11 protein-coding genes are annotated in these 13,046 nt (G+C 49.2%); 5 read left to right on the forward strand and 6 right to left on the reverse strand.

The window, feature by feature from the left end; translation table 11 throughout:
- Nucleotides 1–96: 96 nt before the first annotated feature.
- Nucleotides 97–426: a hypothetical protein gene (locus ACKFKH_RS32770; RefSeq protein ID WP_446862587.1), complete on the reverse strand. Its 330-nt coding sequence runs from the start codon at nucleotides 424–426 to the stop codon at nucleotides 97–99.
- Nucleotides 427–939: 513 nt separating this feature from the next.
- On the reverse strand, nucleotides 940–2,031 hold the full coding sequence (queA, locus tag ACKFKH_RS32775; protein WP_446862588.1) for a tRNA preQ1(34) S-adenosylmethionine ribosyltransferase-isomerase QueA: 1,092 nt from the start codon (nucleotides 2,029–2,031) through the stop codon (nucleotides 940–942).
- 191 nt (nucleotides 2,032–2,222) lie between these two features.
- Between queA and ACKFKH_RS32780 the strand changes: the two genes are divergently transcribed.
- On the forward strand, nucleotides 2,223–2,612 hold the full coding sequence (locus tag ACKFKH_RS32780) for a hypothetical protein (protein WP_446862589.1): 390 nt from the start codon (nucleotides 2,223–2,225) through the stop codon (nucleotides 2,610–2,612).
- Here the strand turns inward: ACKFKH_RS32780 and ACKFKH_RS32785 are convergent.
- The gene (locus ACKFKH_RS32785; RefSeq protein ID WP_446862590.1) at nucleotides 2,609–3,199 is read right to left on the reverse strand and encodes a YraN family protein; all 591 of its coding nucleotides are present in this window, start codon (nucleotides 3,197–3,199) and stop codon (nucleotides 2,609–2,611) included. The two genes, ACKFKH_RS32780 and ACKFKH_RS32785, sit on opposite strands and share 4 nt — an antisense overlap.
- A gap of 71 nt (nucleotides 3,200–3,270) precedes the next feature.
- Between ACKFKH_RS32785 and ACKFKH_RS32790 the strand changes: the two genes are divergently transcribed.
- Nucleotides 3,271–3,756 (forward strand): pentapeptide repeat-containing protein, encoded by a 486-nt coding sequence (locus ACKFKH_RS32790; RefSeq protein WP_446862591.1) that lies wholly within the window; start codon nucleotides 3,271–3,273, stop codon nucleotides 3,754–3,756.
- A 236-nt stretch (nucleotides 3,757–3,992) separates the two neighbouring features.
- Here ACKFKH_RS32790 and dnaG read toward each other — a convergent pair whose 3' ends face one another.
- Nucleotides 3,993–5,936, reverse strand: a complete 1,944-nt coding sequence (gene dnaG / locus ACKFKH_RS32795) for a DNA primase (protein ID WP_446862592.1) — start codon at nucleotides 5,934–5,936, stop codon at nucleotides 3,993–3,995.
- Between the two features lie 141 nt (nucleotides 5,937–6,077).
- On the opposite strand from dnaG, the gene ACKFKH_RS32800 reads away from it, so the two are divergent.
- Nucleotides 6,078–6,704 (forward strand): HD domain-containing protein, encoded by a 627-nt coding sequence (locus ACKFKH_RS32800; RefSeq protein WP_446862593.1) that lies wholly within the window; start codon nucleotides 6,078–6,080, stop codon nucleotides 6,702–6,704.
- A gap of 120 nt (nucleotides 6,705–6,824) precedes the next feature.
- Entirely contained in the window at nucleotides 6,825–8,195 is a 1,371-nt protein-coding gene (gene tftA / locus ACKFKH_RS32805; RefSeq protein WP_446862594.1) for a hormogonium tapered terminus morphoprotein TftA, read from the forward strand.
- Nucleotides 8,196–8,219: 24 nt separating this feature from the next.
- Here tftA and ACKFKH_RS32810 read toward each other — a convergent pair whose 3' ends face one another.
- Entirely contained in the window at nucleotides 8,220–10,661 is a 2,442-nt protein-coding gene (locus ACKFKH_RS32810) for a CHASE2 domain-containing protein (RefSeq protein WP_446862595.1), read from the reverse strand.
- Nucleotides 10,662–11,336: 675 nt separating this feature from the next.
- Between ACKFKH_RS32810 and ACKFKH_RS32815 the strand changes: the two genes are divergently transcribed.
- Entirely contained in the window at nucleotides 11,337–11,843 is a 507-nt protein-coding gene (locus ACKFKH_RS32815) for a LabA-like NYN domain-containing protein (protein WP_446862596.1), read from the forward strand.
- Between the two features lie 94 nt (nucleotides 11,844–11,937).
- Here the strand turns inward: ACKFKH_RS32815 and ACKFKH_RS32820 are convergent.
- The coding region (locus ACKFKH_RS32820) for a Fic family protein (RefSeq protein ID WP_446862597.1) at nucleotides 11,938–13,046 on the reverse strand (1,109 nt) is incomplete at its 5' end.

The raw sequence follows: 13,046 nt of genomic DNA on the forward strand, positions 1-13,046 counted from the left end.
TCTCAAAGTCCCCCAAAATTGGGGGGTTGGGGGGCAGAAGTGCTGAATAACGAAGTGAGAAAACTCCATCGAATTCACGTTACTTAATTCTCATTTCTAAGATTTTTTACCAAAAACCCTCCAGCCAGGAGATTGTTTGCGTTTCTGCGATCGCTGTTTTAGCCCCATATAGCGGCTGCGTTTTTGTCTAGCCTTGGTTTGATCAGACAGCCCATCATCATCGACTTCCGGCTTTCTAGCCGTCTCGGTGTTTTCCTCTTTACTCAGCCACCAATCGACGATCAAGCCACTGGCCATGCCTCCGATCGCCCCCAGGACAATACTCATCTCAGCGGAATATCCCAGCCAAAAAAGACTGATCAAAAACAGCAGCCAGATTTGCAACCCTACAGAAAATCCTTTTGAAATCGGTTGTCGTCTTCGCACGGTGTCGATCCTCGATTTGCCCTAATCAACGTCAGTTCGATGAGAGTGACTCGCTTCGTTGCTAAGGGATTTGCCCCCTAAATCCCCCATTCTGAGGGACTTAATCAACGTCAGTTCGATGAACTTTTTCGCTTCGTTGCTGAGGGATTTGCCCCCTAAATCCCCCATTCTGAGGGACTTTGAATCAGCATAATTTCTTTGAACTCTGGAACTTTTTCTTTGTCAAAGTCCCCCAATTTTGGGGGATTTAGGGGGCTGAAGCCGATTGAAACGAAGCGAGTCACTCTCATCGAACTGACGCTAATAAGATACAGGAAGCAGACCCAAAAAGCACACCTTTGATGAAACGGTTGGCGATCGGGTAAACGTGATTTCGATGAAGTGTTTTCGCTTCGTTAATTCAGGAGTTTTGCCCCTCAATGGTCGTTCGATTCGCTGTGAAAGAGAAAATCTAGCACAGAGAAGTGTCTGATGTCGGCCGACTAAAGATGGAAAAACCCCCGATCGATTACCTCAAACCCGTCGAGGCAAAATCAGCATGGCATCTCCAAACGAGTAGAAACGGTACTGCTGTTCGATCGCCACCTCATACAAATTCAACAATCGTTCTCGTCCGATCAGCGCACTCACCAGCATCAGCAGACTCGATTTGGGCAGGTGAAAATTGGTGATCAATCCATCAACCACGCGCCATTGATAGCCTGGATAGATGAATAAATTGGTTTTGCCACAGTAGGGTTGCAGTTCACTTTGGGAGGCTCCTTCGAGCGATCGTACCGCCGTTGTCCCCACTGCAATAATGCGTCCCCCGTTAGCCTGGGTGTGCCGAATCTTCTCAACCGTTTCTACCGGAATCTCAATCCATTCACCATGCATCTGATGTTGGGTAATATCCTCCGCCTCGACAGGTCGAAACGTACCCACGCCTACGTGAAGCGTCACAAACGCCCGATCAATGCCTTTTTCTTGAAGTCGATCGAGCAAACTGGGCGTGAAATGTAAGCCTGCCGTCGGAGCCGCCACCGCACCGGGACGATCGGCATACACCGTCTGATATTGTTCTGGCTGAGATGCTGACTTTGTAATGTAGGGCGGCAAAGGCACCTGACCAAACTGATCTAACACTTCTAACAACGACCCCTTGCGGGTATCTCCAAGAGATCGCCCGTCTGAAACCTCAAACTCCAGAATTCTCCCCCGCGTCGCCTCATCACTAGAAAGCACGATCGCGCTCAGGCTGATTTCACACTCGTTTGACTGCGGCCGAAACAAAATCTTGCTGCCAGGTTTGAGTCGTCTACCGGGCTTGACCAGCGCTAACCACTGATTTCTAGCGGTTTCCTCAACGAGAAGCACCTCCACCTCAATGCCGCTAGTTTTTTGCCCATAGAGTCTGGCAGGAATCACCTGCGTATTGTTGAGAACCAGCAGATCACCCGACTGTAACTGTAATAGATCAGGCAACTCGTGAAAAATATGGTGACTATAGGTGCCACTGTCTACTACCAGCAGCCGAGAATGATCCCTGGGGGCTACAGGATTTTGGGCAATCCGCTCCTCTGGCAGGTCGTAATCGTAAGCGGAGAGTAGCTGGTCAACATCCACGGGGCGATCGTCCTTTAGCGTCGTCTTCTCATTAAATCACGCCATCCCCTCTCTAAAACGGGTCAACAACAGCCCTGATCCCGCTAAATTGGGGAGATCCCCTCTGGTATGTCGGGGGTTTCTGCCCTACTCGTTTGGTGCTGATCCCATGATGATGAAGAAGTAGCATTTGCTAGGGCACAGAAATCTCTATGGAATACCTCTACTACCTTGCGAATGCCAGTCTAACCCTGCGGATCGTTGAGCAACTGCACACGATGAACCATCTGCCTGTTGGGTTTATGACTGTCATTCACCAGATTGACGGCTGGGTAGTCAAAGTCAAAATGACCCAACCGCTCAACGCGCAGCAGGATGGCGATTTTCGGGCTTTTATGAATGAATTGGGCATTCCTTACCAACCCGGTATCCGAGTGCAAATGGCGCTTTGGGGGTTAGAAACAGGACAGTCTCCGATCGATGTCATGCAGCGTTATCAAGTGGCGGTGGTGTCACACGGTAGCCCCGATCGCAGCGAGATCGAAGAATTTCGTAAACAATTTGTCCAGGGGTTAGGCTACTGTCCAGAGACACTGGCTTAATCCAGGCTAAAAGCGTTTTGAATGTAAGCGTGTAGGGTTAGCTGATAGCGTGGGGTCTGAATCAATCGGTCTTCAGGCGTTCGGTCTTCCAGCCTTGGGAAAGAGCCAGTCAAAGACTGTGCTTTTTTTTTGGGTTGGCGCAAAGCAGGACGACACCGAACGATCGCCACATCAAACCGACAGGGCAAAGACGCGAGATCGGGATGCTTAGTCAAAAATAGCTGGGCCGTTTTCCAGAGTTTGGCTTGCTTGCTGGGCGTGATTGCCAACAGTCCATCGTTGTCCCAGTTGCCTTTACTGCGGGTTTTGACTTCGACGAAGGCGATCGTTTCTCCAAACTGGGCCACGATATCCAATTCGCCTAAAGGACAGTGCCAGCGTTGATGCAGCACGATCCAATTTTGAGCGGTTAGCCAATCGACAACCAAATCTTCTCCAAGATTACCGAGGCGAGAAGTCTCACTTTTAGACTGATGAGAGGGGTCAGGAGGGTTCACAAATTCAGATAGTATCAGGATGGGGAATTGGAGGGCGATCGTTCTGAGAAAAATCGCGCAAATCCAAAGTGCCCCAACGATTCGCTCCATCCTGCAAGGACTGAAAAATTAACGCCATGAGTTGCAGAAAGTTCAATCTTTTAAAGTTCAACCTTCTATCAATGCCCGTTCGCTGGTTCAGAAATTTTTGGGCGATCGCCTCAGTTTTGAGTGTGTGGCTGGCGATCGCGTCCCCGGCAATGGCACTCGATTACGATAAGCAGTTTTTGGTGGGTGAAGATTTTTCGGGTCGGGTGCTGACTGATTCCAGTTTCACCAAGGCCAATCTCAAAAGCATTAATTTGAGTCATGCTGACCTGAGAGGAGTGAGTTTTTTTGCAGCCAATTTAGAAAGCGCAAATCTAGAGGGTGCCAACTTGAGAAACAGCACGCTGGACACGGCGCGATTAATTGATGCAAATCTGACCAATGCGGTGCTAGAAGGAGCGTTTGCCTTTAATGCCAAGTTTGACGGAGCGACGATCGACGGTGCTGATTTCACGGATGTAGATTTGCGGGCCGATGCTCAAAAACTGCTCTGTAAAATGGCAAAAGGCACCAACCCAGAAACCGGCCGCAAGACGAGAGAAACCCTTTATTGTGATTAGGTTTGAGCCAAAATTCTGTACGATTTCCAGCGTGAACTCAATACATTCTTCGCTTCGATGGCAAATCTCAGCAGCCCCCCAAATCCCCCACGAGTGAGGGACTTTGAATTAGAACTCTTGTCTTAAAGTCCCCCAGAATGGAGAGTTGGGGGGCAAAAGTTCTGAACAACGAAGCGAAAAAACTCCATCAAATTAATCAGTTCTGGACTCCTCGCAGACAGTCTTCCTCAAGACTTTTAATTTACGTCGCCAGCGATCGGAGCTTGCACCAAATCTCCAAAATTGACGTTGCGCTGGCGATCTAGTTCTCGAATTCGCTGATCTTCAGCGTGGATTTTTTGCTGATAGTATTGACCAAGCTCTGAAGTGGCTACGCAGTCTGTGTTTTTCCACAAGTCGAGAAAGTGACGGCGGCGTTTTTCACACATGACTCGCTCCATTGCGGCGGCGGCCGCTCGAATCACTAAGGGCGCTCTGAGAATGTCACTTTTGGTTTTTTCGTCAAGCTCAAAAAGCGAGTAAACCTGAGCCATTTCGCGGGGAAAGTCAGTGCAACGATCGCGCAATCGAGACAATAAATCGGCGGTCGGGTCGGCTTCAGCGAAGTTTTCTAGCTCTACAATTTGCCGCCACAAAAAGCGATGGTGAGACAAACTGAATTCGAGATCTTGAGCATCTAAAGCGGTCTGGATCGCCGATCGGTGGTCTGGTGAATGTAAATAAAGGCGCAGCAGTTGAGTTTCTGACTCGGCTAAGAGAGAGCGATCGCCGGGAGTTTGCCATTTTTGCGATCGACCGTGCCACCGTTGTCCTTTGACTTGAAGGCGCAGATTTTCTTCGAGTTGACGCTGAAGCCGACTGTTGCCTTGACTTAGCAATTCTGCACAGTGGTGAATGTAGTGAGTTCTCAGATTAGGATTTGGGAGATTGCCTAGAAGTGTCACAATCTCGACGCTGGCTTGCTGAAACTGGTCGGCTTGTTTGAGGTCACGACCCGCGATCGCCTGCTGAATTTGCCAATCAATCCACAAAGGCGACTCATCCAACAACGTCTGATAGTCCTGAGCAGAATGAACTTTGAGAAAATCATCCGCATCTTTGCCATCGGGAATATTCAACACTCGAAGCTGCACTTCGCCCTGATAAGCCAGTTTTGCCACTTCTCCGATCGCCCGCTCTGCCGCCTGGACTCCAGCACGATCGGCATCAAAGTTAAAGACAATTCGCTTCGACTCCGTATATCTCAACAGTTGACGAACTTGATCGATGCTCAAAGCCGTTCCCAAAGACGCAACCGTGTTGGTAATGCCAGCCGCATGAAGTGCGATCACGTCAAAATAGCCTTCGACGATCGCAGCCTGATCTTTTTTGGCGATCGTCGCGCGGGCTTTATCCAACCCATACAGCGTTTTGCCTTTGTCAAACAGTTCGGTCTCTGGTGAGTTGAGATATTTGGGCTGTTCGTCGGTCAAAGTCCGGCCGCCAAATCCGATCACCCGCCCCTGCAAATCGTGAATCGGAATCATCAAACGGTTGCGAAAGCGATCGTAGTAGCCATCTCCCGTTTTGCGCGGCACAATCAAACCCGCCTGCTCAACCAGCGCCACCGGATAGTGTTTTTGCTCAACCAGATAGCCATAGAGCGTCTCCCAGCCTGCCGGAGCAAAGCCTAATTGAAACTGCTGAATCGTTTCTACACTGAGTTGACGATCGTTTTTGAGATAAGCGATCGCCGAAGGCGTTACCGCAAGGGTCGCCTCCTTGCCGTGAATTTGATGCAGCGCATGTTCATAAAACCGAGTCGTCAGCGCCAAAATTTCATAAAGCTGCTCTCTGACTGACAACTGACGCTGAAGTTCTTGTCGTTGTTCGGGTTCGAGCGTCTGGACGGGCACCTGATAGCGTTTAGCCAGATCAAACACCACTTCGCTAAACGGCCGCTTGCCCAACTCCATGAGAAACTTAATCGCGTTGCCCCCCGCTCCACAGCTAAAGCAATAGTAAAACTGCTTACTCGGACTGACGCTAAAACTGGGCGACTTGTCATCATGAAACGGGCACAAACCGACAAAATCCTTACCCTGCTTTTTGAGGACAACTTGTTCGGAGACAATATCCACAATGTCGGCGCGTTGTTTGACTTGCTCGATCGTATCGGGGTGGAGGCGAGGAACGTTCATGGAGGGAGGAGGGAGGAGGACGGAGGACGGAGGAAAGAGGAGGAATGAATTTAGTACATGTGTACTTTATATCGAATCGTGCTGATAGTCTGCCATAAAGAGTAAGGGTTTTTTAGAGTTTCAATCACTTAATTTCACAAGATGGTCAACAATCATACGCGACTCCACGATCAGCTTCGGTTCATTGTTGAAATCGACAAGCTTAAACATGTTTTGCGGCAGACCAGTTTAATTGACAAATCGAGACGAGAAAACGATGCCGAACATTCCTGGCACCTGGCGATGATGGCGATCGTGCTCTCTGAATATGCCGCCCAAACCGTCGATCTGGGGCGCGTTCTCAAAATGGTGCTGATTCACGATCTGGTGGAAATCGACGCGGGTGACACCTTTTGTTACGACGAGCAAGGCGCAGAAACGCAGGCAGATCGAGAACGTCAAGCCGCCGATCGCATCTTCGGGCTGCTTCCATCTGACCAAACCACAGAACTGCGACTGCTCTGGGAAGAATTTGAAGCCAAACAAACCTCGGATGCCCAGTTTGCGGCAGCCCTCGATCGCATTCAGCCCGTGTTGCACAACTACTACACTCAAGGCGGCACCTGGAAAAAAGCAGGCGTGACGATCGAGAAAGTGAGAAAAAGAATCGCCCCGATCGCTCAAGGTGCTCCTATTCTCGCTCAGTTCATCGACAACTTGATTCAAGATGCGGTCGAAAAAGGATACTTAGCATCAGAAACTCATGCCAAAAGTTCATCGATAACTTAAAAGCAATCTGAATTAAATGTTCAAACCGAGGATTAAACGTTAAAAAGGTGAGAAGCCTGAGACTTTTAGTTTTAAACTTCTAAACTTGGGCAGCGAATGAGATCGAGGGGAACCGCGCAGATGGGACGAATTTTTATTTCAGCCGGACATGGCGAACGGATCAACGGAATCAATGAACCCGGAGCGATCGTCGCCGGAACCACCGAAGCCAGGGAAATGATCTTGACTCGTGATCTGGTCGTCGCTGCCTTGCGATCGCGCGGTGCCGAAGTGCTGGCTGTACCAGATGACCTCAGTTCTAGTGGCACGCTCACCTGGATCAATTCTCGCGATCGACCTGGAGACGTGGCCCTCGAAATTCGCGCCAATGCCTTCTCAAATCCCGCAGTACGCGGAGCGACGGTCTTCTATATCGCCAACAATGCCCAGCGCAAAAGTCACGCCGATCTGGTGTTGATGGCTCTGCTGCGGCGCGTTCCTCAACTTCCCAGTCGAGGCAGTCAACCCGATACCGCCAGTGGTCTGGGAAGTCTGGCCTTTTGTCGGCAACTGGTGCCCCCCTCTCTGTTGATGGAAGTCGGATTTTTGACCAATCCTGACGATCGCTTCATTCTCCAAAATCAACGTCAAAACCTCGCTGCCGGAATTGCAGACGGACTGATCGCCTGGAGCCGCACCGTATCCGGACTGCCGCCAACTCCAACCCCGACCCCGACTCCCACTCCCGCAGTTTCTCCCCCAATCACCATCAACATCAATGGGCAAAGCTACGGAGAACAGGGCGTTTTGATCAACGGCAACGCTTTTATTCCGATCGACCTCGTAGACCGACTCGGCGTAGACCTCTCCAAAGCGCCTCAAGTGCGGCGGGTTAACGTTCGTAATATTGTGTTTGTCAAAGCGATCGAACTGCGCGAGTTCAATATTTCGGTCAACTGGGATACTCAGACACGAACGGTGTTTTTGCGATCGATTCTCAAAATTTGTGGAGGGTCACTCGATCGCATTATGGGGCCCGGCAGCACGACGGATGTGCAACTCACCATGTTTCTCAAAAGCAACCATGAAGCGGCCGTGACTCAGTTTCCTGACATTGCCAAACTCTACCGCGAAGAAGGCACCATTGAAGGAGTCAACTACGACATTGCTTTCTCGCAGATGTGTCTGGAAACCAACTTTTTGCGGTTTGGCGGCGAGATCAAACCAGCTCAAAACAACTTTGCGGGACTCGGAGATGTCGGCGGTACGGCCGCAGGGGCTTCGTTTCCTAGTGCCCGGATTGGGGTGAGAGCGCACATCCAACTGCTCAAGGCCTACGCCAGCACAGAGCCGCTCACTCAGGAAAGCGTCAATCCTCGATTTGGCTTTGTGACTCGTGGCGTGGCTCCTTTGGTCGAGTCTCTCAGTGGACGCTGGGCCGCCGATTTGCAGTATGGTGCCAAAATTACGGCGATCTTGAGACGACTGTACGAGTTTGCTCAAATTTTGTAAGCAGAAATCTTATCAGAAGCGCAATCATTCCTCCTTGGGCGGGGGTTCTGTACGGGGCAACTCCTCAGAGCCAAAGGTTTCAGGCCAGGGTCGAGTCATCGTACTCACATCGTCTTCAGTGACACTGGGCGGAAGTTCGATCGTTCCTCCAAAGGTCGAGGCGTTGGAGAGTTTCTTTAAGTCTTGAATGGCTTCGAGAGCAGATTGATAGCGATCGCGAAAGTCGTAGCGCACCATTTTTGACAGAATATTAGCCAATCCGCTACTGACTTGAGCTTTGTCCTGCCAGGTAATTTCTTTAGTGTCAGGGTCTTCTTTAAGCTGGCTGGGGGGCAGGCCCGTTAGCGCTTGAATGCCCATCATGCCGACTGCATAGACATCGCTATTGGGTTGGGGTTTGCCTGCGCCCTGTTCGGGGGCCATGTAGCCTTGAGTGCCGATGCCGACGGTGAGATTGGTTTGCGTCTCTTCGCTGGCGAGTTTGTTGTATTGATCTTTGACCGCACCAAAATCGATTAAAACTAGCTTGCCGTCCGATCGCTTGATGATATTGCTGGGCTTGACATCTCGATGAATGACATTCTCTTCGTGGACAAAGTGCAAGATTTGCAAAATTTCTTTGAGCACATGGACGACTCTCGCTTCGGGCAACTGTCTCCCTAAGAAAAACTCTTCACTCAAAGGGCTTCCAGCAATAAATTCTTGGACTAGATAAAATTCTTGATCTTCTTCAAAATAAGCCAGCAGGCGAGGAATCTGATCGTGTTTTTTGCCCAGCCGTTCTAAAATTTCTGCCTCCCGCGCAAACATTCGACTGGCTAACCTGAGATGACTGGGGTGATTGCTCACAGGGTGCAGATGCTTGACGACGCATTCGGGGTCTTGAGGGCGCTGCAAATCTTTGGCAATATAGGTTTCACCAAATCCCCCTGATGCCAAAACTTTGTCGATTTTGTAGCGATTTTTTAGCGTTTTGTTGGCGATTTCTAGTTCCCGCTCTCGCAGCAAATCTTTGAGATCATCCTGCTCTTCGATAATTTCTTGAATCATGGGTGACCGAGAACGCCGCATCAAAGCTTGGCGAGTCCGTTGACTGTTGAGCCGATCGGTTGCTACACCCATTCCCAAATAAGACATCCCCACCAGCACGATCGCCCCCATCGGAATCGCCGTCGGCAAGATCACCAGACTGTTTGTAAACGCCACATAAGACAGACTGCCCCAGCTAAATGCGATCGCTCCCGCAGCCAACAGTCGAGCAATCGGATGGCGTGTCCGAGTTTGTACAAATGCAGCGCCCAAAACTATCACCAAAACCATCCCACCTGCGGCCACAGGATCAGGAAACGCTTGCCGAATAGATCGATTTTCGAGTAGGGTGGCGATCGCGTTGGCGTGAATTTCAACCCCCGACATATCAGAAAAGGGCGTATTGTGAATGTCGTTTAGCTGCGTTGTAGTCGGGCCAATCAGTACAATTTTGTCTTTAAAGATTTGCCCTTTTTTTAGATACTCACTCTCCCAGTTTTCGGGAGACAGGACATTCCAGAAAGAGATTGTTTCAAACGTTTTAGCCCCTCCATAAAAGAAGATGTTTTCGCCTTGAGGTGGCTCGTAGCTAATCTTGGCCGCCTGTAACGTTGCATCCGCAAAAGATGACAGTTTTGCATCTCGAACAATTTCAGCTTCCTCGGTCGGGAGCGTCGCCAAAAACTGATTGCCCAGGCGATGCATTCGGCCATTGAGTTCAACTAAGAAATTAGTGGTGCCGATCGCGGCTCGCTCCGTCCGAAATGGGCAGTAGGGTAGCGAAACGTTGGCTTGTTCTCCCTGACGCACATTTTCATTGTTAAATTTGGCAGCGAGAGAGATCCGTCCGTCATAGCGTTTGAGAACGGTTTGTAGCTGACGATCGTCCTCTGAAATGTCTCGCTGCTCACCGGGTACACAGCCTAACTGCGTCTGATCGGTCGATCCATAGCTGCTGGGCAAATCCCAGATCACATCGACACCGACCGCTTTGGCCCCCGCTTTCATCACTTTATCGATCGTCTGAGCATAAACCGCCCGTCTGAGTGGCCAGTTAGACAACTGTAAAAGGGATTCTTCGTCGATCGCCAGAATGATCACTTCACTCGGAGGCGCAACCGTCCCGCGCACTCGTACTAGCAAGCTTTGGGCTTCTCGTTCGAGAGACTGCACCGAGGGGAGATTGGCCGCTGTAACGGTGGCTGCCACAATTGCCCAAACGCCTGTCAGCAGATGTCCAACGTGCTTAATAGAGAGGAACGATCGCGCCTGTTCGGGTCGGGTTGGCTGACTAGGAGAGGGGCGAGTAGTCCGGGCGGCGGGAGAATTTTCATTAACCGGGGAACTCTGGGTGTCAGGTAACGCCTCGGTCGGCGGCGATGAATCGTGGGGACGAAAGGATGGATTGGGGGGCGGGGTGGACGGATCTCTGGCCATAGTCTGTCTCAGCAAGAAGGCGTTTAGGTCTGTTCGATCGGTCTGCACCCATTACGGAGAACGCTTTCTACAGCCACCATTCCCCTTCCATAAGATAGTACTCTTTATGCCAAAAAGCGATATTTTACTCTACTCAAACCCATCGATCCCTACCCAGGGGATGATAACCAGTTCTTATCGATTGTGGAGCGAGAGGGAGCCTGTTCCTTAAGGCAGCTTTGCGATCGATCTTGCAGCACATCTCATTCGATTGTTGTAAACTTTTGTAATAATTAGAGGTGTCATAAATCTGTCTTATTGATGAGGAATCTCATCGATCGCTCAGAGTTCACTTTATACAGATTCCTCAAATTGACGAGATCAAATGTCGTTCTAGATATTAGGAGAGTTACCAAAAAGTTGTTGTTTTAAGTAGGTGAAAATCCTACTTAGAGTAGGTTTCTACTACATAACCTCTATCTTCAGAGAGATATCTGATAATCACTTCTAAGAATTAAGTGTTGCATGAAAGTTGTCTCGACTTATGGAACAACTTTAGGTCAAGGTTTATCAACAGTTGTCAAAGGATTAATCTCAGCGACGTGATTTTCAGCGATTGACTGGTTTTACGTTGCTAGAATTAATTATTCCAATTTTTCTACAATTTTTAGGTCTAAACTTTCTATGCATTATTCAATGAATCGTCTCTCTATATTTGTAGACGGCAACAATATGTTCTACGCTCAACAAAAAAATGGCTGGTTCTTTGATCCCAAGCGAGTCCTAGAGCATTTTATTAGCGAACCAGATGTTGAGTTAGTCAACGCTTTTTGGTACACCGGGCTAAAAGACCCCCAAGATCAACGCGGATTTCGGGACGCATTAATCAGTTTGGGCTACACCGTTCGTACCAAAATTCTCAAAGAATATTATGACGATACATCGGGTCGCTACTCCCAAAAAGCGAATTTAGATATTGAAATTGTTGTCGATATGTTTAACACCGTTGACCAGTACGATCGCGTAATTTTGTTTAGTGGAGATGGCGATTTTGAGCGAGCGATCGAGTTTCTTCGATGCAAAAGTACGCACATTACAGTCGTTTCTACAGAGGGAATGATTGCCAGAGAATTACGCAATGCTACTGACCGCTACATCGATTTAAATGACATTCGGGGGCACATTGAGAAAGCCGATTACTGAAAGCAACCTTCCCCTGATGCTGAGGTGTCAGGCGTTGTGAATAAGCGCCCGATCGTTCGAGTCCAACCTAAGTAGATTTGGTTTGCGACTATTGCTAAACATCTTGGAAAACAGCAAGATATGGGGCGTAAGAAAAAGCTCGATTACGCTTTTGTCCAGTGATTTCTTTTAGAAGACCAATCTCGCTAAGATCCTTGATCAAAGTGTTGGCATTGGGATAGGACAGACCCGTGATTAACTCAGCATGTTCAACCGTAAAAATGGGCTTGAAATAAAGGCTCTCAAGTAGCGCGATCGCATTACCGGATCGTCGCCCCATTACGCTGAGTACCAATTGGCGATGTTCTTCTTTCAGGTTGACGATTTTGCGGGCAGTCGCAGCGGCTTCCTGGGCTACTTCGTAAACCCCACGCAGAAAAAATTTTAGCCAGCCTTCCCAATTGCCGCTATCCCTGACAGCCTGAAGGCGATCGTAGTATTCGGCCCGATATTTCTTGAAATAGTGAGAAATGTAGAGGAGTGGTCGTTGTAATGTGTTTTGTTCACACAATAGAAACGTGATAAGTAATCGCCCTGTTCTTCCATTACCGTCCAAAAAAGGGTGAATTGTTTCAAATTGAGCATGAGCCAGACCCACTTTAATCAAGGTAGGCATCGGTTGTGGGCTATGCAAAAACTTCTCCAGATTATCCAGAGATTGAAGCATTTCATACGGTGGAGGAGGAATATAAGTCGCCTTCTCTAATGCACATCCTCCTGCACCAATCCAATTTTGGGTGCGGCGAAACTCTCCTGGCTCGCGTTCGTCCCCTCTGACCCCTTGCATCAACTCTTTGTGAATTTCTCGAATCAGTCGCAACGATACAGGCAAACTCTTGAGTCGTTCAAGACCATAGTTGATTGCAGCAATATAGTTGACAACCTCAGCCACTTCTTGAGGATTATCTGGTTCTAAAGCTTGAGATTCAAACTCCAGGACATCTATCAAAGAGGCTTGGGTGCCTTCAATTTGACTCGATAGAACGGCTTCTTTACGAACGTACATAAACACAAACAGATCTGGATTAGGAAGTGCATCGGTTGCTCCGTCTAACCGCCCCAACGCACGATCTGCCTGGGACAAGAGGTTCCACATTTCCTGATCCATATTGACACTCCCCGGCGTGAACGCACGGGGATTCTTTAATCTACGAGCCAACTTGC

The sequence above is a fragment of the Phormidesmis sp. 146-20 genome (assembly GCF_052939475.1).

Excerpts from the sequence above, each read along its gene's own strand:
- ACKFKH_RS32785 (WP_446862590.1), bottom strand. The coding sequence starts at position 3,199 with ATGGAGCGAATCGTTGGGGCACTTTGGATTTGCGCGATTTTTCTCAGA.
- ACKFKH_RS32790 (WP_446862591.1), top strand. The coding sequence starts at position 3,271 with ATGCCCGTTCGCTGGTTCAGAAATTTTTGGGCGATCGCCTCAGTTTTG.
- dnaG (WP_446862592.1), bottom strand. The coding sequence starts at position 5,936 with ATGAACGTTCCTCGCCTCCACCCCGATACGATCGAGCAAGTCAAACAA.
- ACKFKH_RS32810 (WP_446862595.1), bottom strand. The coding sequence starts at position 10,661 with ATGGCCAGAGATCCGTCCACCCCGCCCCCCAATCCATCCTTTCGTCCC.
- ACKFKH_RS32780 (WP_446862589.1), top strand. The coding sequence starts at position 2,223 with ATGGAATACCTCTACTACCTTGCGAATGCCAGTCTAACCCTGCGGATC.
- tftA (WP_446862594.1), top strand. The coding sequence starts at position 6,825 with ATGGGACGAATTTTTATTTCAGCCGGACATGGCGAACGGATCAACGGA.
- ACKFKH_RS32815 (WP_446862596.1), top strand. The coding sequence starts at position 11,337 with ATGAATCGTCTCTCTATATTTGTAGACGGCAACAATATGTTCTACGCT.
- ACKFKH_RS32800 (WP_446862593.1), top strand. The coding sequence starts at position 6,078 with ATGGTCAACAATCATACGCGACTCCACGATCAGCTTCGGTTCATTGTT.